This is a genomic window from Tenacibaculum agarivorans (genome assembly GCF_001936575.1).
In the GTDB taxonomy this organism is placed as follows: Bacteria; Bacteroidota; Bacteroidia; order Flavobacteriales; family Flavobacteriaceae; genus Polaribacter; species Polaribacter agarivorans.
Window position 1 is genome coordinate 75,717 of sequence record NZ_MSMP01000015.1, and the last position, 23,445, is coordinate 99,161.

Genomic DNA, 23,445 nt, shown 5'->3' on the forward strand with positions numbered 1-23,445 from the left:
AACCTTATAATACGTAATTGAAAATTACTTGGATTAAAATAATGATTTATATATGGTTTTAAGTTAAATTCTGGAAAGTAGAAAATTCTTAATTTAAAGATTTTTCTCTTGGATTAACACTTAAAACATACCCTGTTTAAGTGATGTTTTAAAATTAAATATGGCTTCGCCGTTATCAATTACAATATAAATTTTCAAAATTTCTTATTGTATGATTTTTGGTTATCTAAAGCTAGTAAAAAAAAACAAAAATGTATAATTTTAATTTAAAAGGAAAACTAAAACATGATTAAACAATTGAAAGACAGATATTTAAATATTTTATTTTACAATAACTTAACATCAACTAAAGTGCTTGTAGATAATAGAATGTAAGCCAGTTTTTCTGTACTGACACGAATTTTTATTATTCTTTTTAAGGAGAAGTTAATAGTTATATACAAAATAGTATTAAAGATATTTCAACCTATTGGCAAAATATCTTTAATACTCAACTTATCAATATTAAATTATGTTTTAGATCTAAAAATTAATCTTTCCTAAATCTAACTTCTCATTCACATTTTCTAATCGTACAACTTTGATTTTTCTAGTTTCATTAGGTTTACCATAATTTTTAATCATAGTTAGTTTTAATGCTGTAGGACCTGATACTTTTTGTTGGCTACTTGCATAATACTTGACCTTAATTTTATATTCACCCTTAATTGCTTCCTTTAAAATAAATTGTTCTGGTCCAAAACCTTGAGTCATATCATTAGACATTAACCCTCCTATTTTTGTTTTTTTGTGTTTGTAATAACACTCTTCCTTATTCGGATCTATCACCCATAAATCAATATCAGTATCGTTATGGTTCCAATCAATGACCACTCTAATATCTGCTGTAATATTCTTAATATATTTTGAATCAAAATACTGAATTTCAATTTCATTTTTATATAACTGTACCATTCTATTTAACTCCACTAAAGCAATCATTTCTACTCCATCAAATCTTCTATCATTGTCCTTATCCAGTAGTTCACCATTCACAATTTTATATAATAGATCTACAGACTTCTGGTATTTCTTGTTTTTTTCATAAGCTAAAGCCAAATCCCTATATGATTGAATATCCTCTGGTCGTAATTCAATTATTTCTTCATATGTGTGTACTGCCGCGTCATATAATTCATATTCTTCAAATTTGTATGCTAATGATCGAAGTAATTCATAATTATCTAATTCTATTTCAGCTACATTCGATAAAACTTGTTTGGCTAACTCTATGCTATTTCTTTTCTTAAAAAAATCGGCAATATCAATATAAAAAGATGGTGATTTATGATATTTTTTTCTTAGTATTAAATATTCGTTATAAGCTAACTTACTATCTGTAATCTTGGCTAGACTTCTTAAATATGGTGTATCAGGATTCCAGCCTTTCAACTCTATTTTTTCTTCAACCATAGCTTCAAATTCCTCTATTCTTTCTTCATCTACTTTACTTTTATTTTTTGTAATAATTACCACAATACCATTCTTACTTCTGTCACCATAAATTGCTCTACTCTCTTCATCTTTTAAAATGTAAATCGACTCTACATCTTTGGCCTCAATACTGGGAACACTATTCATTAATTCTCCATTTACCACGTACAATGGTTGAGTTGTGGCAATTGAACTAACTCCCCTAATTCCTGAAGCTTCTTTGACTGAAGATTTTTCTATGGATACTCCTGCTACACTTCCAGATAGTTGCTCTACATTATCTGAAACTTCTTCGTATTCTACAGTTTCAATTTCCTCTATTGAAATAACCGTAGCTGCAGCTGTATATGTTCTTCTCTGAGGCGCAACATATCCAGCAACTACAACTTCATCTAAAACAGCTCCATCTTCCTTCATCTCTATATTTATTTCATTATCATTTGTTACTTCTTTTTCTATATGCCTATATCCAATAAAGCTACATACTATAACATCTTCTCTGTTCACATTGAGTGTATATTTACCATCAAAATCAGTTTCTGTTCCAATTGTTGTTCCTTTGATTAAAACGCTAACGCCTGGTAAGGGATCTCCATTCTCATCGTTAACAATACCAGTAATAGTAAACTCTCTTTCATTTTGAATATTTTGTTCTGATTCTTGGTTAGCTACTCTTACAGGTGCAGTAATATTTTTCTGTTGATTTGTACTTACTGTTTTTTGATAATCTATACCATACCAATTAAAAAACTCTTTATAATTTCTAAGTAAGTTATTTTGTAATCTGGCAAGGTTCTCTTTCCTATTATCTCTCTTTTGAGCTAGTAATCGCTTGTATTCTTCTCTTAACTCTACAGGTGGTTCTATTTCATGAGTCACATAATCTTCAAGCCTATCCAGTACTAATAAAGAGGTATAAGGACTAATTACTTGATATTTCTCACTTAGTTCAATAATGGCGTCTTTATTTTTCTCTTTATCAATTAATAGATGATTTAATTTTTGCTGTGCCCAAATTTTTGATACATAATCTTTCCCTTTATTAGTACTTTGCATTGTAAAACTTAGTGTTTTTATAGTATCTTTTTCAGTACCTAAATACACTTTTATTTCTTTACCATACAATCTTCCTTTACTCGTCATATAAAAATCAGTATTGATTGGTGTTCCTTTTGCTGGATAAATTTCTGCAATACCTTCTGATATATTTGTTCCTAAAAATTGTAATCTTTCTTGTTTGATTTTATCAAAGGCTTTTTTTATAGATTCTTGAGTCAGATTGATGTAGCCTCCTCCAGATGCTTCAGCAATAGCCTTTAACTTAATATAATTAGCACTTTTTACACTATTTACAATGAATGTTTTTGTTGTGAGTTGAAAATCAATTCCACTCATAGTATTCAGCCCATCGGTGAACAAGAAATTCAATGTCGAGTTGTCTTCATATCTATGTAAAAAATTAAATGAGGATCCTCCATCATAAACAGTATTTTGTAACTCATTTTTTAAACTCGACCATGAACCATTGACAATAGTAAATTTTTTAATTTGTTTAATTCCTGTATTGAATGTAACTAAATTGACATTTAAATTTTTAACTTCTTCAAAATAGGTATTCAATAGGCCTAACTCTGTTGCTAACTTTTTTCTTTTTTGTGATAGTGATGTATCCCAGAAAATAGTAATGGTATTGGGTAATTTTATCTCTGGAGTTTTATAATTTATCTTCTTAGCATAATAGAAATAGTTATTTGTTGCTATTATTTTTTCTTGGTTAATATTTAATGGAATTTTCAACACTAATGGTTGGCTGACTTTAATTTTTTTCTCTTTAAAACTAGCTGTATAACTACCTCTTTTAACATCGTATGTAAACTCTGATAACAGTCCTTTTTCTAAAAGAGGTTTCTTTTTTTGATTAAGTACATTAATAGTTAAAGAATAATTCTCTAATTTATTTTTGAATTTAAATGGTAATTCATAATAATATGATTCTTTATTTAGTATTAACTTCTGTTGTACTTCTATCAACACACGTTTATAGCCTTTGGCAGGAATAGGATATATTCTCGACTTATAATTATTGCCTTTAGTTTGTTCTAAAAGTGCTGGATCTATTCTATTTCTTACTGTATTTTCGAAAGCCACTCTAGCTTTTTCTTTTTCTACAACTACAGCGTTTCTTAATATGCCTCCAACATCTAAAGCATAACGAGTCACTGATTGATTTTGCGACAAAGGAAACGCAAATTCTCCTTCTAAAACTCTATCATAAGGATTATAAAAATACATATCGTATTCTGTAAATGCGATATCGCCTATAATAGTAGATTTTATGGCTATTTTTTTTACACTAATGTTTTTATCTCCTGAAGTAATCTTAGGAATATTTTGCGAAAAAGACTGCATTAATGTGCAAAAGAATAATGGAGTGATGAGTAGTTTTAATTTCATATTGTTAATTTTTCCTTAAAGCTACTATCTTAGTATTTATATGCAAAGTGAAATTTAGTGAAACACTATTTTAACAAAGTTAAAGCTCATTTTCAATGAGTTTTAAAGTTTTACTTCGCTGTATTTTTTTAGTTTCTGTTTCAATAAATTTTTCAACAAAAAAGATTTGTTTTGGAACTTCATATTTAGATAATGCCTGTTGTTCCTTCAGATTAAGAGTGTACTCTTCTCCTTCAACAATTAAAATTAATTTTTCGCCTAGTTGTTCATCTTGAACTCCTATTACAAAGAATCGATTTGAAATTATTTTAGCTAGTTTTTCTTCTATTTTTTCAGGATGTAATTTTACACCTCCAGAATTAATTACATTATCATAACGACCTAACCATTCAAAACTGGAATCGGAAATTAGTTGAACTACATCATTAGTTATGACTAGCTCATCAGAAATTTTTGGTGCTTGAATCACTAAACAATTACGTTGATCTATTCCTATGGATACCGCTGGTAATACTTTATAAAACTCTAAACTTCCTTTAAAATTATTTAATCTTTTGATAGCAATATGTGTAATAGTTTCCGTCATACCGTAAGTAGCAAAGACTTCAGTGATATGATTTTGTAACTCATCTATCGTGGTATTGGACACAACACCTCCACCAACTATTAATTTTTTAATTCTATGAATTTCTTCTAAAGAATTCTGCAATTGTAAAGGAACCATTGCGGAAAAGTCATATTTTTTTTCTGCATTTGAGAGAGGGTTCACTACAGGATCAACCACATCTATATCCCAGCCTAAGGTTAATGCTCTAACTAGCATCATTTTTCCTGCTATATAATCGACAGACAAACATAATAATGCTGTAGTACCTTCTTTACTATTGAAAAACTCTCCCGTAGCCAAAGCTGAATTTTTCATGTATTCTTTCTTCAGTTGAATTGCTTTCGGCTTTCCTGTAGATCCCGAAGTATTTACGGTAACAAAACCAGTATCATCAAACCAGTTTGATAAGAAATTGTGTATACTTTTAGAAAGAGACTTTGAATAATTGAGTAATTCTTTAGGAGTTACAAAAGAGTTTCCGTTAAGTTTAAAATGACTATGCATTAAAAATTCACTTCATTATTGCTATTGGTATTGGTATTGGAATCTCCTGTGATATAATCAATCGGTGAATTATCTACAGGAACTTCTACACTAGCAGTTAACTTTTCTCTCCAATCAGCCCATTTGTATTTTTTAGAAAAAATATAAAGTAATACTGGGAAGAAAATTAATACAGGAATTAAAATATCAGAAAATACATTGGGTTCAGCCGTACTCTTAAATAATGAATTGGTTTGGAAAGCTGTCCAATCTGCGGTTACTAAAAGTGCTCCAATTAAATTATTTGCTGCATGAAAGCCTAAAGCAAGTTCTAACCCCTCATCTAATAAGGTTATCATACCCAAAAATAAACCTGTACCAATATAATACACCATTATAATATACCCTAGTTTTTCTACTTCAGGATTCGCTCCATGCAATAATCCAAAAATTAAAGATGTTACAATTAATGGAATTAATCTACTTTTAAATTTTGCTCCAATTCCTTGCATTAAATACCCTCTAAACAAGTATTCTTCAAAACTAGTTTGAATTGGAATCATAATAATACCTATTAGAACCAAACCTAAAAATTTATTAGGCTTAAAATTCCATTCCATACTTTCTGGCTCTAAAACATAACCTATTAAAACGAAAATTGCTGTTATAGCCCCCCATAGTGTGAAAGAAAACCAAAATCGTTTCCAATCTATTTTTTTTCTTGAGGTGGTAAGTGAAGTTAATGATTGTTTGTGTACAAATTTTACCCATAAGAATAGTAACGTTAAAAAGACAACAAAGAGTATCATATTTTCAATTAGTACAAGGTTTTCTCCTTTACTCTCAATCTCTTTTTTCATTAATTCATTTTGATCTAAATCTAGAACTGCAATGGCTATGAAATTTAAAATCATTAGTGCTAAAAATAAACCTGGAATAATCAAGTATTTCCAAAAACCTAATTGTCCTTTATATGCTTGCTGAATATAATTCATCCTCTATTTTTTTAGATTAAACTCCCATGCTTTTGAAGAGTTGTATTGTAATTTACCATTTTTTACTTCTAACGGACTATCAAAATTGTTTGTAAATAAACTTCCTGTTCCTAAACCTTGCGGCATATTACTTTGTAAAGTATATGTCCACTGTGCTATCGCATTTAAGCCAACATTGCTTTCTAAAGCTGAAGTGATCCACCAACCTATATTTTTTTCTTCTGCGAAAGTTATCCATTCTTCACTTCCTTTAAAACCACCTACTAGTGTTGGCTTTAGGATAATATACTGTGGATTAATTCTTTGTAACAACTCTTCCTTTTCTACTTTAGAAAAAACACCTATCAATTCTTCATCTAAAGCTATAGCTAAAGGTGTAGTTTCACAAAGTTTGGCCATTGCTTCAAACTGTCCTTGTTTTATAGGTTGTTCAATAGAATGTAAATTGAAATCTGAAAGTCGTTTCAATTTTTCTAAAGCATTTTCAGGAGCAAAAGCGCCATTTGCATCTACTCTTAATTCAATATCTGCTGGTGAAAATTCTTTACGAATGTGTTTTAGTAATTGTAATTCCTCTTCAAAATCTATAGCTCCAATTTTCATTTTAATACAAGTAAAACCATTCTCTATTTTATCTTGTATTTGAGATTTCATAAATTGTTTATCCCCCATCCATATTAGTCCATTGATATCTATAGGGTCTTGATGGGTTAAAAATTGAGAAGGAAATAATTCAAATCTATCAGCGCTTTTTAACGATAAGAAAGCTTGTTCTAGACCTATTTGTATAGATGGAAACTCTATTAATTCTTCTAATAGTTTTTCTAAACCTAAATTAATATGTTTGCAAGTCCATTGTAGTTTTTCCTCATAATCTGGCCGATCATCAGCACTTAAACCTTTAAATACTCCACATTCTCCTATTCCTTCTTTGACTCCATCAGATAGAATAATAAAAAAAGTTCCTTTGGTTTTTAGAATCCCTCTTGAGGTACCACTTGGACGTTTAAATTGTAACGTATATTTATGAAATGTAGCTGTTATCAATATGCTTAACTTTTTTCTATAAAAGATTTGAAATTATCTAAATATCCTTGATCTTGTTTTTTAAAGGTTCCTTTAAAATACGGAAACAAACAACTTAAAATATACGAATTGCTTTTACAACTAGAGTTATTTTGGATTGTAGTTACTCCATTTTCAAAACTAAAGGTATAATCATCAGTTTTCAGCATATTATCTGCATTAAAAAACAAGGTAATTTTTTCATTAGGAACATAGGCTAATACTTTTTCTTTTAATGTGATTTCTTCACCATTTTTATTCTGTACAACCATTTTATAGGTACTTCCTGTTTTCTCTGGTTTTACATCCAAAGGTTCTATAGATTTTAACTCTGGAATCCAGTTTTTAATTTTTGAACTGTCGTTAAACATAGAAAATACTTCTTCTAAGGGTTTATTAACAGTTACTTGTGTTGTGTAAGCCGTCTCTTTAAAAATTAGTCCTGTAGCAAAGAATATTACCGTTAATCCGATAATTATCCCTAAAATTATTTTTACTGTCTTCATGTTATAATACTATACTTTCACCTATTTCTAATAGTACCAATTCTTTATCTGCATCTGCAAATTGTTGCTTCGCTTCTTCTGTATTTATTTCAATCGGTGGAAATGTGTTGAAATGACAACCAATTACTTTAGGGCATTCTACTAAATTACTAGCAATTATTGCATCTTGAACACCCATTGTAAAATTATCTCCTATAGGTAAAACTGAAGCCGTAAGCTTTGTTGTCATAGGAATTAATTTCATATCCATCGTTACTGCGGTATCTCCTGCTATATATATAGATTTTTCTCCAGCAGTAATTACAAAACCACCAGGTTGACCTCCATACGTTCCATCAGCAAAAGATGAAGTATGAATAGCATTTACGTACTTAGCTGAAAACTCATTAGTTTTAAAAGTTCCTCCGTGATTTACTGGATGACCTTTTAAGTTTTTAGCTCCGTAGTACATTACAATTTCATAATTAGAAATAATAGTTGCACCAGTTCTTTCAGCAATGGCTTCTACATCTAACACATGATCTTGGTGCGCATGGGTTAGTAATATATAATCTGCTTTTAATGTGGTGATATCTATGTTTGAAGCCTTAGGGTTTCCAGTAATAAAAGGATCTATTAAAATAGTGGTGGTTTCTATTTCTATTCCGTAACTAGCATGTCCGTAAAAAGTAAGTTTCATTATTTTTAGTTGTTTTTTTATTATCAGTGCTCAATAATTAGATACTACTTATCTACTGCCTGTATAGTTTACCACTATTTTTGGGAATAAATACTTCTTATCTAATTACTAATAATTGTGTATTCTTTATTGAGTAGTAAATTTACAAAATGACATTCCCTAATCCAAAAAGGATCGCAAATAGAAATGTACTTAATGCTACTTTTTTCAGTTCTCCATCTAACAACTTCTCTTCTTTATTTTTATATACAAAAATTAAATGAATAGCTAACGGTATATAAGCTATGATAAATAAAAATTGCAATGGATTTCTGTAATGGATAGTAACGTACAATAATGCGAATAAAAATGATGATATAATAAGATAATAATGATAATACTTTGCAAACTCTTCACCTATTTTTACCACAATAGTGTTTTTACCAGATTTTGCATCATTTACTCGATCACGCATATTGTTTAAATTCAACACTGCGGTACTTAATAATCCTACAGAAAAGGCGGGTAAGAAAATAGAATAGTTAATCTGTTTTGTATATAAAAAATAGGTTCCTACAACTGCTAATAAACCAAAAAACAGAAATACAAAGATATCTCCATAACCACTGTATCCATATGCGGATTTACCAACCGTGTATTTTATAGCCGCAACAATTGAAGTAATTCCTAAACCAAAAAATAATAGTGAATACAAAAAGTTATCTTTTCCAAAAGCTATATAAATTAATAATATCGCAACTACAATGGTTAGTATTGCCGTAATTACCATAGCTTTTTTCATTTGTTTGGGAGTAATAGCTCCTGACGCTACCATTCTAGCTTCTCCTTCTCTATCTTCATCTGTTCCTTTTACACCATCTCCATAATCGTTAGCAAAGTTAGACAGCACTTGAAAACCGATGGTAGTCAATATTGCTAACCAGAATATTAACGATTGGTATAGTGGTTTCCTAACTATATTAAGTGTCGTATTTGAATATTCATCAATCATAAGAGAAAAAGCATCATATGATCCTAAATATGCTCCAACTATGATTCCAGAAATTGATAATGGTAAGGTTCGTAAACGGGCTGCTTTTACAAAGTTTTTTATCATTATAAATTTTAATTAAAACTTCTCGACTCCGCTCGAGGTGACATTAGTTTGTCTGCTCTAGCGGAGTCGAGAGTTATATATTTAATACTTTTTTATAAGTTATTTGCTTCAGCAATAAGCTCAGCAATGTCTTTAACTACAATTTGATCTTCTTTTAGATGAAATTTTACACCATCCGTCATCATTGTATTACAATATGGACAACCTGTAGCTATAATTTCAGGATTAGTCTCTAAGGCATCTTTAGTCCTAAGAATATTGATATCCATATCCCCTTTTTCAGGTTCTTTGAACATTTGTGCTCCACCAGCTCCACAACATAAAGCCGTTGATTTATGACGCTTCATTTCTGTAGATTTCACACCTAACCTACGAATTAAATCACGTGGTGTTTCATATACGTCATTTGCACGACCTAAATAACATGGATCATGATATGTTAATCTTTTACCCTTTAAGTTTTCTCCTTCAATTGTTAATCTACCGTCTGCTATTAATTTATTGATGTATTGTGTATGATGATATACTTCATACTTTCCACCAAGACTAGGATATTCGTTTTTTAATGTATTGAACGAATGTGGATCGCAAGTAACAATAGTTTTTACTTCATAAGCATTTAATATTTCAATGTTAGTCATTGCTTGCATTTGAAATAAAAATTCATTTCCTGATCTTTTTGCAGCATCTCCAGTAGAACTTTCTTCAGTACCTAAAACTGCGAAGTCTACATTAGCTTGATGTAATATTTTTACAAACGATTTTGTGATCTTTTTTGCTCTATCGTCATAACTCCCTGCTGCTCCGACCCAAAACAACACTTCTGGTTGTTTTCCTTGAGCCATCATATCTGCCATTGTTGGTACGTTCATAATTAATTTAGAATTTTGAATTACGATTTGTGATCTTTGATCAATACTCGTAATTGTAAATTAATACTATATTTTTTGTTCAGTATTTACAGATACTGAGTTTACTCATCTTTCCAGTTTAATCTATCCATTTGACTATACTGCCATGGTGCTCCATTATTTTCAATATTCGTCATCATCATATTCAATTCTTGAGGAGCTGCAGATTCTTCCATTACTAGATATCTTCTCATATCCATAATAATAGATAAAGGATCAATATTTACAGGACATTCTTGTACACAAGCATTACAACTTGTACAAGCCCAAAGTTCTTCTCTGGTAATATAGTCGTCTAATAATTGTTTCCCGTCAGGTTTAAATTCTCCATTATTAGCATCAATATTTTTTCCTACTTCCTCTAAACGATCACGAGTGTCCATCATAATCTTACGAGGTGATAATTTTTTCCCTGTTAAGTTTGCTGGGCAAGAAGAAGTACAACGCCCACATTCAGTACAGGTATATGAGTTCATTAACTGCACCCAGTTTAAATCTGTAACATCAGAAGCTCCAAATTTCTCAGGCACCTCTTCCTCAGCTCCATCTTCTGGCATTGCATAAGGATCTGCATCTGGATCCATCATCATTTTTACCTCATTAGTTACTGATTCCAAATTATTGAACTGTCCTTTTGGTTTTAAATTCGCAAAGAAGGTATTTGGAAAAGCAAGTAATATATGTAAATGCTTAGAGTAATATAAATAGTTTAAGAATGTTACGATTCCTATAATATGTAACCACCATGCTGTTCTTTCTAATGTTATTAATGCACTTTGTGATAAGTTTTCTATAAATGGTACAACAAGCCAACTACTGATTGGAAAAGATCCCATGGTACCTGCTTCGTTATAATAATGTGGTGTTTCTAATAGCTGTAATTGATAATCAGCACCGTTCATAACTAAAAATAGTGTCATTAAAACGATCTCAAAATATAAAATAATATTACCATCATTTTTCGGCCAACCTTCCATTTCTGAATTCCAGAAGCGCTTTACCTTCTCTATATTTCTTCTAAACCAAAATACTATAACTGCAACTAATACTAAAAATGCAAGGACTTCAAAGTTTCCTATTAGAAAGTTATAAAATCCACCTAATGGATTAGCAAAAACTCTATGCGTTCCAAATAATCCATCGATAACGATTTCGAGTAACTCTATATTAATAAGTATAAAACCTATATAAACTACTATATGCAGAATACCTGATAATGGACGACGCACCATTTTATATTGTCCTAGTGCTATTTTTGCCATATTTTTCCAACGTTCAGGCTTTCTATCTGTTCTATCTACATCTTTTCCTAACTTGATATTTCTTATCAGCTTTCTAACATTCATTACGAAATATCCTATACCTGCAATTAAAAGAAATGCAAAAAAGATGTTTGGTACGTATTTTTCCATTTGTTATTCTATAATATTTATTGATGTTTCCAATTATTATCTTCCGAACTACTTGGCGATAATCCTAAAATATCACCTTTCGTTGTTACTCCTAATCCTAAAACGGTTCTATTCGCGTAGTTAAAATAACTAACTACTTGATTAATTTCTAGTATCTCTCCTTCTGTAATTCCTTTTTCTTTTAAATCAACAATATCATTTTTTACTAATTGATTTGGATACAGCGTCAGTTTTTTTGCATACAATAAACCTTGTTGATATCCCTCTTTTTCTATTGATTTAAAGCTATCATTTTCTAGTTCTTTTCTTATTTCTTTAGATTTTTCATCATCATTTAGCAGTCGTTTTAATCCTTCAAAATGATGTTCAATGCAGTAATCACATTTGTTAAGCATACTTACATAAACTCCTAGTGTTTCTAAATACCACTTCGGTAGTTTATTTGCACTGTTATGTAATACATTTTTGTATATAGCCATGTGTCCAACCATAGTATGAGGACGCAAACTATGTATCATCATAATATTATCTACATTATTATTAGGACCAGTTACTTTTTCATACAAACTCTTTAATTTACCTTTTGCTTTATCAAAGGAAATTACTTCTATCCAACTCATTATTGATTACTCAAATTCTTTTGATTATTCTCTTCGTTGTATGGCTTTGGTTTTTTTCCAAATAATGAAAAATGTACAAAACGTTTGGGGTTTAATTTCATTTCTCTTAGTAACTCTTCCATTTCTTTGGTGGCATTAGCTAAATTGGTATACAGTTTTTCATCTGAAACTAACTTACCTAATGTTCCCTTTCCATTTTTCATCCCAGCTACTAATACATTAACATTATCTATCGTTGTTTCCAACTTCTTAACTGTTTCTCCTAGTTTTGCTTTTGCTAAATCCTCTGAAACTTTAGAAAAATTTTCTGTAATTTTTTTAGTGTTATCTAAAGTGACATCGATTTTAAGTTTGTTATCATCAAGCAACTTATTTGCAGATGCCATTGTCTTATTTAGACTATTAATAATACCTTCAACTCCAATGATACTTTTATTGATACTCTTTCTGGCCTTATCATCCAAAACTTGATTTAATCCTATAACCAAAGAATCTACGTGCACTAATACACTTTCTAGTTTTGCCTGAATAGGGTTTAATTTTTCACCTACTGAAGAGAATAAATCTGATTCTATTTCTCCTTGTAAATAATCTCCAGAAACGGCATTATCACCTTCGTAATTGGGTATTATAGCTAGATTCTGCCCTCCCATAAGTCCTGCTGAATAGATTTTAGCAACACTTTTTTTAGAAAACTGAAAATCATTTTCTATTGACAATCGCACCAACAAAGTTCCTCTTTTTTGAGGCTCAGGATTAAAAGTAATTTGATCTATTTTACCAACTTTAAGTCCATTGATAGTTACAACACTTGCCTCATTTAATCCATTGATATTGTTATATTCTACAAAAAAATGACGGGTACTGGCACTAAAAATATCTTGTCTTTTTAGAAAATTATATCCCCAAATACCTAAGGCTATTATTAATAGCGCTGTTATTCCTGTTTTTAGTTCTTTTGACATAAGCAAAGATTACCAGAAACGAAATTACTAATAATTTTTCGTAGAATAGATTAGATTTTTTCTAAATTATCATTTTCTTTTAAGAGCTTTATACAATGGAATCTTTTGTCCATTTTCAAAAGCAACAATAAAACATCCCTCGTGACCTGCTTCTTTAGCTACTTTAAGATTCTCTTTAGCTACACCATAATCTTCAGTATTACCATAAAAATACTTAAAGTATTCATCTATTACAATGATTTGTACGTCCTCTAATCCTCTGAAATTAAAATTACCATCAGTCAGGTATTCTTTAGATGCAGCTATTTGAACTTTAAACTCAATTACTGAAGGCTCAGTTTTCTCTTTTTCTGTTGATGTAGTATTCTTATTTTGAGTTATAGAAACATCCTTTTTGGGATCTTCTTTTTTTGTAACTTTTTTTGGAGTTTCAGCTACAATCTTTTTCTCTTCTTTTTTACTCTTATCTAAATTGGTTGTTACTTTTTTTACTTCATTTGTTTGTACTGCTTGCTTCACAGGTTCTTTAGCAACCGTTTTAGGCTTATTTTTTTTAGCTGAAACTACAATTTTCACCTTTTCTGTGTCTTTTTCTATTTCTGAAGTTATTTTTTTAGGACTTTTCTTTACCGACGTTTTTGTGTTTACTTTGTCTCTCTTAGTAGTAGTTCCTATTCCTGCAGATGTGTTTGTACTCTTTTCTTTACTTACACCTTTATTTTGTCCTTCAACTGTATTTAACTTCAAGCGGCTTATATATTTTTCTATTGCTTTAGAAATGGCTTTTGCCATTTTTAATTGCCCTGCTTTGGAGTGTAGAAATTTTCCTTCTGCCTTGTTAGTTAAAAAACCTAATTCTATAAGTACGCTGGGCATTACCGTTTCCCTTAATACTAAAAAGTTATTTTGTTTTACACTTCTATCATATCGTTTTACTGCTGAAAAATTATTTTGTACCAGTCCAGCAAATGCTAAACTTGCGTCTAGATTTTCTTCTTGTAGCATTGATAAACTAATTACTGATTCAGGAGAATTGGGATTGTAATCGTAATTCTGCTTATAATTATCCTCCATTAAAATAACTGCATTTTCACGCTTCGCAATTTCAAGATTCTGTTTATTCCCACTCAACCCTAACACAAATGTACCTGCTCCGAATGCTTTAGCACTTCTGTAAGAGTCACAGTGAATAGATACAAATAAATCGGCTTTACTATCATTAGCTATTTTAGCTCTGTTGTGCAACTCCACAAATATATCTTTATCCCTAGTGTAGATAACCTTTATATCTTTATTATTTTCTTTTAATGCTTTACCTATTAATAAGACTACTTGTAAAGCAATTTTAGATTCTTTGTATCCATTACCTAAGTTTCCTGGATCTTTTCCTCCGTGCCCTGCATCCAATACAACAGTATATTTCTTTTGTGCATTTAGCATTGAAAAACTAAACACTGAAAATGCTAAAAAAATTAAAGTTGTGGTTTTAATATTATATTTACGGAATTTTAAGAATTGCATCAATAAAATTTAACTAATTTTGGCTTCCATTATTTGGTGCTTCAAATATTGAGCCATAATTTTACTAAACACAAAAATAGCATTTATCGAATTGAAAGCAAATTCATTCTACATACTTTTAATTTTCTCATTATTTTGTTTTCTCGTTGGTAATGCTCAAGAAATTGAAAAGAGCAATGTTCCTTCGCAGCCCATTATAAAAAGAGACTCTGTAAAGACTTTAGTTAAGAACACAAAACTTTTACTCAAAAGAGATAGTATTGCAAGATTAAATGCTAAAGATAGTATTCCTACAATACAAACTGATTCTATACCGTCTGATTCAGTACAAAAACCTAAAGAAGTAATTGATTTTATCATTACACATGATGCAAAGGACTATACCATACAAAATGCTAAAAATAAAACCGTAACCTTATATAATGAGGCAAGAGTAGTATATGGAGATATAGATTTAAAAGCTGGTAAAATAATCATCAGTTATAAAAACAACACAGTATACGCTACTGGAATAAAAGATTCTACTGGATATGTTCAACGTCCTGTTTTTAAACAAGGAAGTCAAGAATCAGAACAAGATTCTATACTTTTTAATTTTAAAACTAAAAAGGCCTTAGTTTATGGTGTAAAAACTGTACAGGGTGAAATGATTACTTACGGAGAAAAAACAAAGCGTGTTAATGACTCTACAGTATACATGAGTAGATTACGTTTTACTACTTCTAAAAAGAAGAAACCAGATTATCATATTGCAACAAATAAAGCTAAGCTAGTCCCTGGTAAAAAGATTATAGTTGGTGGTAGTAATTTAGTTATTTCTGATGTACCTACACCATTATATTTACCTTTTGCTTACTTTCCATTAACTCAAGAAAGAGCTTCTGGTTTTATTATACCAACTTGGGGAGAAACTAATCAACAAGGTTTTTTCTTACAAAATGGTGGATATTATTTTGCTGTTAGTGATTATTTTGACTTAGAAGTCACAGGAGATATTTTCTCAAATGGTAGCTGGGCTATCAATTCGAGAACAAATTATAATGTTAGATATAAGTTTGCAGGAAGTTTACAAGTTCGATTCCAAAATAATATTACAGGATTAAGAGGTTTCAGTAATTTTAATAAAACTAATAACTTTAATATTAATTGGAGTCATAGACAAGATCGAAAATCTAGTCCTAATTCTAACTTAACTGCGAATGTAAACATCAGTAGTACTAGTCAATTTTTTAGGAATTCTTTCAATGAAATAGATCAAACACAGTTACAAAGAAATGATTTTAGTTCTTCTATTTCTTATTCCAAAAACTTTGTTGGAACTCCTTTCAACGCAAGTGTTACCCTTACTCATAGTCAAAATTCAGGTAATGAAATTATTAATATGAACTTACCAAACTTCCAATTGAATATGACTCAAATTTACCCTTTTGAAGGTAGAGGAGGAGTCAAGAAAAATCCTTTACAGAAAATTGGAGTAACTTATAATATGGAAGCACAGAATAGAATACGAACCAATGAAGAAGACTTTTTAACTTCAAGAATGTTTGATGGTGCTCAATCTGGTATTCGACATAATGTTAGAGCTAATACTAATATAAAATTACTAAAGTATTTTACGTTATCGCCTAATTTAACGTATAGTGATACTTGGTACTTTGAAAAAATAAAAAGGAAATATAATCCTTCGAGTGAAACTGCAGTTACTGATACTATCTCTGGTTTTACACGATTTAATCAGTATAATGTTGGTTTAAGTTTAGGAACTAATATTTATGGTAACTTTAACTTTAAAAAAGGCCGTATAAGAGCCATAAGACATACTATAAGACCTTCTATTTCTTGGAATTACAGACCTGATTTTGCTAGACCATTTCGACAATTTGTTAGAACAAGTGCAACTAGTATAAGTACATATACTCCTTTTGATACAGGAATATATGGGGGACCTACTTCAGGACTACAAAATAGTATTGGAATTTCTCTTTCTAATGTTTTTGAAGCGAAAGTTAAACCTAGAGAAGACGATGATAGTGATGAAGATAAAAAAATAACGTTATTAAATAACTTAAATTTTTCTACTAGCTATAATATTGCTGCAGATAGTTTACGTTGGAGTAATGTTAGTTTTTCTACAGGTACAAGTCTTTTTAAAAATAAAATGGCTATCAATTTAAATGGTAGTTTAGATCCTTATCAGGTAACCCCTGAAGGTGTTCGAATAAATAAATTCAATCCTTCTATTTTTAGAGTTTCTCAAGCTACTTTAAGTGCTAATTATAGCTTATCTAGTAAGGATTTTGAAAAAACAGACGATAAGAAAAATCAAAACAATCAAAACAACGATCCTAATAACCCTCCAGATGTTTTTGGAACTAATATAAATCCAAGCTCTAATCGTTTCTCTAACCAGACACCTAATGCAAGTAAAGAGCCTAAAGAACAAACTGCAGAGCTCTATAACTCTAAAATTCCTTGGAATTTGAGTCTAATTTACTCTGCTAACTATTCCAATAATGGTTTTAGTACCGTAGGAATACAGACACATACAGTTGGTTTTAGTGGTAATGTGGAACTTACTCCTAAATGGAAAGTTGGGTTTAGATCGGGATATGATATTAAAAATGGAGCTTTCTCTTTCACTTCTCTTAACTTCTCAAGGGATCTTGATAGCTGGAGATTCAATTTTAACTGGACTCCTTTTGGAGATTTTACATCTTATTATTTCTTTATCGGTGTTAAATCATCAATGCTAAGTGACTTACAATGGGATAAAAGACGTCCACCAGATAGAAGATTATTCTAATTGGAAAACTTATTATTTATTATTCTTTTGATTTACATATCTAAGAATTAGAAATTTTACTTTTATAAATAGAAATAAGAACTAAAAACATCATAAAATGAAAAAAATTATTAATACTAAAAACGCTCCAGCACCAATTGGTCCTTACAACCAAGCAGTTTTAACTGGTAATACTTTATACACTTCAGGTCAAATAGCCATAAACCCTGAAACTGGTGAATTAGTTCTTGATAATATTAAAGCTGAAACAAAACAAGTACTTGAAAACATGAAAGCTGTTTTACATGAAGCTGAAATGACGTTTGAAAACGTAGTGAAAACTTCTATTTTTATTTCTGACATGAACAATTTTTCCGAAATTAATGAAGTTTATGGAACTTACTTTGATGAAAGTAATGCCCCAGCAAGAGAGACTGTTGAAGTGGCTAACCTACCAAAGTTTGTAAATGTTGAAATTAGTATGATTGCTATTAAGTAATTTGATACAACCTAAATATAAAAAAAATAAAAACCACACTTTTTACGGTGTGGTTTCTATTTACATTTAAAATTAACAAACTCATTTACAAAGAAGCAGCATGCTCCAGTAAATCTACAATTTTGGTTGCATAACCAAATTCATTATCGTACCAAGAGATTACTTTAAAAAAGTTTCCGTTTAACTCAATACTTGCATCAGCATCAATAATTGATGTTCTAACATCCGATACGAAATCTTGAGAAACAACTTGATCTTCAGTATACCCTATTATATTCTTTAATTCACCTTTAGAAGCCTCTTCTAACTTTGCTAATATTTCTTTTAAAGAAGTAGCTTTTTCAGTTCTGAATGTTAAATCAACTAAAGAAACATCTGCAGTAGGAACTCTTACCGCCATTCCTGTTAATTTACCTTCTAAAGATGGTATTACTTTAGTCACTGCTACAGCAGCACCTGTAGAAGTTGGTATCATGTTTCTTAATACAGAACGACCTCTTCTCCACTTACTATTAGGTCCATCAACTGCATCTTGACCAGAAGTAGCAGCATGAATTGTAGTCATTAGTCCTTCTTCTAAACCAAAGTTTTCATGAATTACTTTTGCTAATGGAGCTAAACAATTAGTTGTACATGACGCATTAGAAATAATAGTCTCATCAGCAGTTAATGTACTATGGTTTACTCCCATTACGTACATATTAGCATCTTTAGATGGTGCAGAAATAATTACTTTTTTAGCTCCTCCTTTAATATGTAATCCTGCTTTTTCTTTAGTTAAGAAAAAACCAGTAGACTCTATAACATAATCAGCACCTACTTCATCCCACTTTAAGTTTTCTGGGTTTCTATCAGCAGTAATTCGTATAGATTTTCCGTTTACTACAAGATTTCCATTCTCAACTTCTACAGTACCATTAAAACGTCCATGAACAGAATCATATCTTAACAAATAAGCTAGATAGTCAACGTCTAACAAGTCATTTATAGCTACAACTTGAACATTATCTCTTTGTATGGCAGCTCGAAATGCTAATCTTCCAATTCTACCAAAACCGTTAATTCCTATTTTGATCATTTTCAATTGTTTGTTTATATAATTAGATTTATGTCGTCATAATATCTGACACCCTTAATAATTCTCTGTTTATAGGATTTTGTCCTTTTATTGCTTTTTCTAAATCAGTAGAAACAACTTCATTATCTTTTAACCCAACCATTAAGTTTGATTTTCCATCAATCAATAACTCAACAGCTCTAACTCCTAACCTAGACGCTAATACTCTATCAAAACAAGTTGGAGCTCCACCGCGTTGCATATGTCCTAGTACTGATACTCTAACTTCATATTCTGGCAAGTTCTCTTCAACATAATCAGCAAGTTCATACACATTCTTTCCTGATTTATCTCCTTCAGCCACTACAACAATACTTGATGACTTACCTGATCTCCTACTCTTTTTTAAAGATTCTAACATTCTCTCTAATCCTAAATCTTCTTCAGGTATTAGAATTTCTTCAGCACCTGCCCCTACTCCAGCATTTAAGGCGATAAAACCAGCATCTCTACCCATTACTTCCACAAAGAATAAACGGTTGTGAGAAGAAGCAGTATCTCTAATTTTATCTATAGCATCCATGGCAGTATTCAATGCTGTATCATACCCTAGAGTATGCGATGTACCATAGATATCATTATCAATAGTTCCTGGTATACCAATAACAGGAAAATCATATTCGCTATTAAAAACTACTCCTCCAGTAAATGATCCATCTCCTCCTATTACTACTAATCCATCTACTTCTTGTTCTTTTAAGTTTTCGTAGGCTTTTTGTCGACCTTCTTTAGTCATAAATTCTTTGGAACGTGCCGACTTTAATATGGTTCCTCCTTTGTTAATGATATTGTTAACGCTTCTTGCAGACATTGGTATAAAATCACCTTCTATCATCCCCTGATATCCTCTGTATATACCTATACATTCTGTTCTATAATACGCACAAGCTCTTACAACAGATCTTATGGCTGCATTCATTCCTGGAGAGTCTCCTCCAGAAGTCATAACGGCTATTTTTTTTACTTTTTGTCCCATATATATTGATATCAAAGTTACTTACTATTTTACTATTTTCAACCATAAAAATGCGAAATCGTTTTCGATTTTCGGCCAAAAAACCGGCATTTTAAAATAATTATTTACATTAGCATAAACTTGATCTAATGCAACTAACTTTTCTTGATTATTCTATCATTTTAATTTTCTTTTTAGTTTCACTATACATTGGTATAAGAGCTTCTAAATCTGCTAAAAAAAATAGTGCTGAATTTTTTCTATCTGGTAGAAATATGCCTTGGTGGTTATTAGGTATATCTATGGTAGCAACTACTTTTGCTGCCGATACTCCTGGTTTAGTTACAGAATTAGTTAGAACAAATGGTGTTTCTGGAAACTGGGTTTGGTGGGCTTTATTATTGACAGGTATGCTAACTGTTTTCTTTTATGCAAAATTATGGCGTAAATCGGGTATAACCACTGATTTGGAATTTTATGAATTACGTTATTCTGGAAAAATTGCTGGTATATTAAGAGGTTTTAGAGCTATTTACCTTGGTCTTTTCTTTAATGTAGTTACTATGGCTGGTGTGTGTTTAGCAGGAGCTAAAATTGCAAATATCTTATTAGGTCTTTCTCAGACTGAAACTCTTTTATATTCTTCAATAATCATTGTTATTTATTCCTCTTTAGGAGGATTAAAAGGTGTTTTATTGACAGATTTTGTTCAGTTTATTATTGCTATGGTAGGTTCTGTTTGGGCAACGATATATATTGTTAATTTACCAGAAATTGGTGGATTAGATGCTTTATTACAACACTCAGATGTAACAACCAAATTAGATTTATTACCTGATTTTTCAAATAAAGAAACACTTATTACCCTTTTTATCATTCCTTTTGCTGTTCAATGGTGGAGCACTTGGTATCCTGGCGCTGAACCTGGAGGTGGTGGGTATATTGCACAAAGAATGCTTGCTGCTAAAGATGAGAAAAATGCGACTTGGGCAACACTTTTCTTTAATTTTGCTCATTATGCTATAAGACCTTGGCCGTGGATTTTAGTTGGTTTAGCTTCTATTGTTATTTTTCCGGATGTATCTAATATTAATACTGCTTTTCCAAATTTATCTCAAGAAATGCAAGGACATGATGTTGCTTATGCCGCTATGATGACCTATTTACCTGCTGGTCTACTCGGTATCGTTCTTACGTCTTTAATTGCTGCATTTATGAGTACAATTTCTACTCAGTTAAATTGGGGAAGCTCATACATTGTTAATGATTTCTACAGTAGGTTTATTAACCAAGAAGCTACAGAAAAACAAAAAGTACTTGTAGGTAGAATAGCAACAATTGTATTAATGCTTTTTGCTGCAATATTTTCTTTTTATCTTCAATCTGCTAAAGATGTTTTCGATCTTCTACTTCAAATAGGAGCTGGTACTGGTCTACTATTTATTTTACGCTGGTTTTGGCATCGTATTAATCCTTACAGTGAAATTGCAGCCATGCTCATTTCCTTTTTAATTGCTATTGTATTTTTTATCAATGGAAAGATGGAAAACCCTTTGTTTGAAATTAAAGGATATTGGCAATTAATTATTGGTGTTGTTATAACTACATTAGGATGGATTATCGTCACATTAACAACTCAACCTTCTGACAGCCAAACTTTAGAAAACTTTAATGCTAAAATCTTTGGAAATGAGAATAAGTTTAAAAATATTGGCTATAAAATTATAGCTTTCTTTTGTGGAGTAATTGGGGTTTATGGTTTTCTATTTGCAACTGGTAATTTCATATATGGTAACATCACAACTGCACTAACCTTAACAATTATTACAATAGTAAGTACATTAGTAATTATGAGGTTATGGAGAAAAAAACTACTCAATTAAACATAAAGCAATTAACTTAATTTTACTTTATAGTTAGAAATAAGTGCTTGCACTTCATCAGTTTTATATACTGACGGGAATAGTTCTTTTAGTATATCATGGAATTCAAAGTCAATGTTTAAACCATTTTCTAAATGATTTAATGCATATGTATTCTTATTATTTATCATGAACATCCCACATAATCTGTATTCAATTTCAGCAAAATCCTTATACATTTTTCTTCCTTTCAACAGGACTTTTAAACCATCTTTAAACTCTCCTAAAAACAATAATACATCAGCTAAAGCAATATAAATTTCAATATCTAAATCTCCTAAATCTATACAATTATTGAATGCTTTTACTGCTTCTTCATAGAAACTTAATTTTATATTTATTTCTGCATACTTTCTCCAATACATGGGATTTGTATCGTCTATTTGCAGGGCTTTATTGATATAATAAATAGCTTTATGATAATCTCCATCTTGATGATAAGCATTGGTTAATAAAAGCCAACCTCTATCTAACAAAGGATCTTCATAAACTGCTTTTTTATAATACTCAACTGCGGTACCTCTAGCTTCAATTTTTTCATAACATTCACCTATTCTTATATAAGCGTATGCTGTAGGATCATCTAATTCTAAGGTTAATAAATAATTTTGAATTGCTTCATCATACCTTCCTAAGTTTTCTAAAGTTTTTGCTTTTTCTAAATATCCACCTATAAAAGTTTCGTCTATTAACACAGCATATTCAAATGCTTTTAAAGCTTGTTCAAAATTATTTAGTTCGTAGTATTGTTTTCCTAATTGATGCCAAGCGACTTCACTGTAGGGATTTTTATCAATATATGTATTTAAAAACGTTATAGATTCTTCATAACTTTCTTCCATTTCAAAACAGTATACTATGTTATATAAGGATGAATAGTCTTCAAAATCTACATCAATACATTTGGCAAAATTTAATCTAGCATTTTCATAGTCATCTAAATATAGATATTCCATTCCAATCATTGCCCAAATGTCAACTGGATCTTCAACAAATTCTAGTGCTTTTTGTAGAATACCAATGGCTTCTCTATGCTTTTTATGTTTTGATAAAATAGTTGCTTTTTGTATAAAAACCTCATCATTGTGAGGTTCTATAGCTTCTATTTCTGTAAGTAACTTAACTGCATCTTCAATATGTCCATCAAAAACAAAAATTTCAACTCTGAGCAATTTTAAAGCTATGGCTTCTGGGTGTTGTTCTAGCCCTAACTGAAGTGCTTTTTTTGCTAATGAATGTTTTCCTACATTTAAATAATGTTCTACAATTGTTTCAAACTCAGCAGTATCAAAAAAATATACTGCATTTGTTTTCAACATTGATTCAAATTTTGATAAAGACATACATTCTAAATTTAGAATTCCTATATAAATCTACTACAAG

At 30.5% G+C, this 23,445-nt stretch carries 18 protein-coding genes; 3 read left to right on the forward strand and 15 right to left on the reverse strand.

From position 1 onward, the window contains the following. Positions 1 to 522 precede the first annotated feature (522 nt). The 12 genes from BVC87_RS12950 to BVC87_RS13005 form a co-directional block, all read right to left on the reverse strand. Positions 523 to 3,927 (reverse strand): VIT domain-containing protein, encoded by a 3,405-nt coding sequence (locus tag BVC87_RS12950; RefSeq protein ID WP_083629450.1) that lies wholly within the window; start codon positions 3,925 to 3,927, stop codon positions 523 to 525. Positions 3,928 to 4,006: 79 nt separating this feature from the next. Beyond that, the gene (locus tag BVC87_RS12955; RefSeq protein ID WP_075342811.1) at positions 4,007 to 5,038 is read right to left on the reverse strand and encodes an AMP-binding protein; all 1,032 of its coding nucleotides are present in this window, start codon (positions 5,036 to 5,038) and stop codon (positions 4,007 to 4,009) included. Beyond that, on the reverse strand, positions 5,038 to 6,012 hold the full coding sequence (locus tag BVC87_RS12960; protein ID WP_075342812.1) for a CPBP family intramembrane glutamic endopeptidase: 975 nt from the start codon (positions 6,010 to 6,012) through the stop codon (positions 5,038 to 5,040). The genes BVC87_RS12955 and BVC87_RS12960 overlap by 1 nt, the downstream gene beginning before the upstream one ends. 3 nt (positions 6,013 to 6,015) lie before the next feature. Continuing rightward, on the reverse strand, positions 6,016 to 7,056 hold the full coding sequence (locus tag BVC87_RS12965; protein WP_200799193.1) for an o-succinylbenzoate synthase: 1,041 nt from the start codon (positions 7,054 to 7,056) through the stop codon (positions 6,016 to 6,018). 8 nt (positions 7,057 to 7,064) lie between these two features. Further along, positions 7,065 to 7,583, reverse strand: a complete 519-nt coding sequence (locus BVC87_RS12970) for an SRPBCC family protein (RefSeq protein ID WP_075342814.1) — start codon at positions 7,581 to 7,583, stop codon at positions 7,065 to 7,067. 1 nt (position 7,584) lies between these two features. Continuing rightward, the gene (locus BVC87_RS12975; protein WP_075342815.1) at positions 7,585 to 8,262 is read right to left on the reverse strand and encodes a metal-dependent hydrolase; all 678 of its coding nucleotides are present in this window, start codon (positions 8,260 to 8,262) and stop codon (positions 7,585 to 7,587) included. A 142-nt stretch (positions 8,263 to 8,404) separates the two neighbouring features. Continuing rightward, the gene (gene menA / locus BVC87_RS12980; protein WP_200799192.1) at positions 8,405 to 9,358 is read right to left on the reverse strand and encodes a 1,4-dihydroxy-2-naphthoate octaprenyltransferase; all 954 of its coding nucleotides are present in this window, start codon (positions 9,356 to 9,358) and stop codon (positions 8,405 to 8,407) included. A gap of 92 nt (positions 9,359 to 9,450) precedes the next feature. Continuing rightward, entirely contained in the window at positions 9,451 to 10,230 is a 780-nt protein-coding gene (locus BVC87_RS12985; protein ID WP_075342817.1) for a (Fe-S)-binding protein, read from the reverse strand. Between the two features lie 101 nt (positions 10,231 to 10,331). Beyond that, positions 10,332 to 11,681, reverse strand: a complete 1,350-nt coding sequence (locus tag BVC87_RS12990) for a 4Fe-4S dicluster domain-containing protein (protein ID WP_075342818.1) — start codon at positions 11,679 to 11,681, stop codon at positions 10,332 to 10,334. Positions 11,682 to 11,698: 17 nt separating this feature from the next. Further along, on the reverse strand, positions 11,699 to 12,301 hold the full coding sequence (locus BVC87_RS12995; protein ID WP_075342819.1) for a carboxymuconolactone decarboxylase family protein: 603 nt from the start codon (positions 12,299 to 12,301) through the stop codon (positions 11,699 to 11,701). Further along, positions 12,301 to 13,266, reverse strand: a complete 966-nt coding sequence (locus BVC87_RS13000) for an MlaD family protein (protein WP_075342820.1) — start codon at positions 13,264 to 13,266, stop codon at positions 12,301 to 12,303. Before BVC87_RS13000 ends, BVC87_RS12995 begins: the two co-directional genes overlap by 1 nt. Before the next feature lie 69 nt (positions 13,267 to 13,335). Then, positions 13,336 to 14,787 (reverse strand): N-acetylmuramoyl-L-alanine amidase, encoded by a 1,452-nt coding sequence (locus BVC87_RS13005; RefSeq protein WP_075342821.1) that lies wholly within the window; start codon positions 14,785 to 14,787, stop codon positions 13,336 to 13,338. Between the two features lie 91 nt (positions 14,788 to 14,878). Between BVC87_RS13005 and BVC87_RS13010 the strand changes: the two genes are divergently transcribed. Both BVC87_RS13010 and BVC87_RS13015 read left to right on the forward strand, forming a co-directional pair. Then, positions 14,879 to 17,590, forward strand: a complete 2,712-nt coding sequence (locus tag BVC87_RS13010) for a putative LPS assembly protein LptD (RefSeq protein ID WP_099098854.1) — start codon at positions 14,879 to 14,881, stop codon at positions 17,588 to 17,590. 97 nt (positions 17,591 to 17,687) lie between these two features. After that, positions 17,688 to 18,068 (forward strand): RidA family protein, encoded by a 381-nt coding sequence (locus tag BVC87_RS13015; RefSeq protein WP_075342822.1) that lies wholly within the window; start codon positions 17,688 to 17,690, stop codon positions 18,066 to 18,068. An 85-nt stretch (positions 18,069 to 18,153) separates the two neighbouring features. Here BVC87_RS13015 and gap read toward each other — a convergent pair whose 3' ends face one another. Continuing rightward, positions 18,154 to 19,146, reverse strand: a complete 993-nt coding sequence (gene gap / locus BVC87_RS13020; protein WP_075342823.1) for a type I glyceraldehyde-3-phosphate dehydrogenase — start codon at positions 19,144 to 19,146, stop codon at positions 18,154 to 18,156. A 28-nt stretch (positions 19,147 to 19,174) separates the two neighbouring features. Further along, positions 19,175 to 20,161 carry a 6-phosphofructokinase gene (pfkA, locus tag BVC87_RS13025; protein WP_075342824.1) on the reverse strand — a complete coding sequence of 329 codons (987 nt, stop codon included), beginning with the start codon at positions 20,159 to 20,161 and terminating at the stop codon, positions 19,175 to 19,177. A gap of 128 nt (positions 20,162 to 20,289) precedes the next feature. On the opposite strand from pfkA, the gene BVC87_RS13030 reads away from it, so the two are divergent. Further along, positions 20,290 to 22,023, forward strand: coding sequence for a sodium:solute symporter family protein (locus tag BVC87_RS13030; RefSeq protein WP_075342825.1), 1,734 nt, complete (start codon positions 20,290 to 20,292; stop codon positions 22,021 to 22,023). 11 nt (positions 22,024 to 22,034) lie between these two features. Here BVC87_RS13030 and BVC87_RS13035 read toward each other — a convergent pair whose 3' ends face one another. Then, a complete protein-coding gene (locus BVC87_RS13035) occupies positions 22,035 to 23,405 on the reverse strand; it encodes a tetratricopeptide repeat protein (RefSeq protein ID WP_075342826.1) in 1,371 nt (456 codons plus the stop codon). Positions 23,406 to 23,445: the final 40 nt, after the last annotated feature.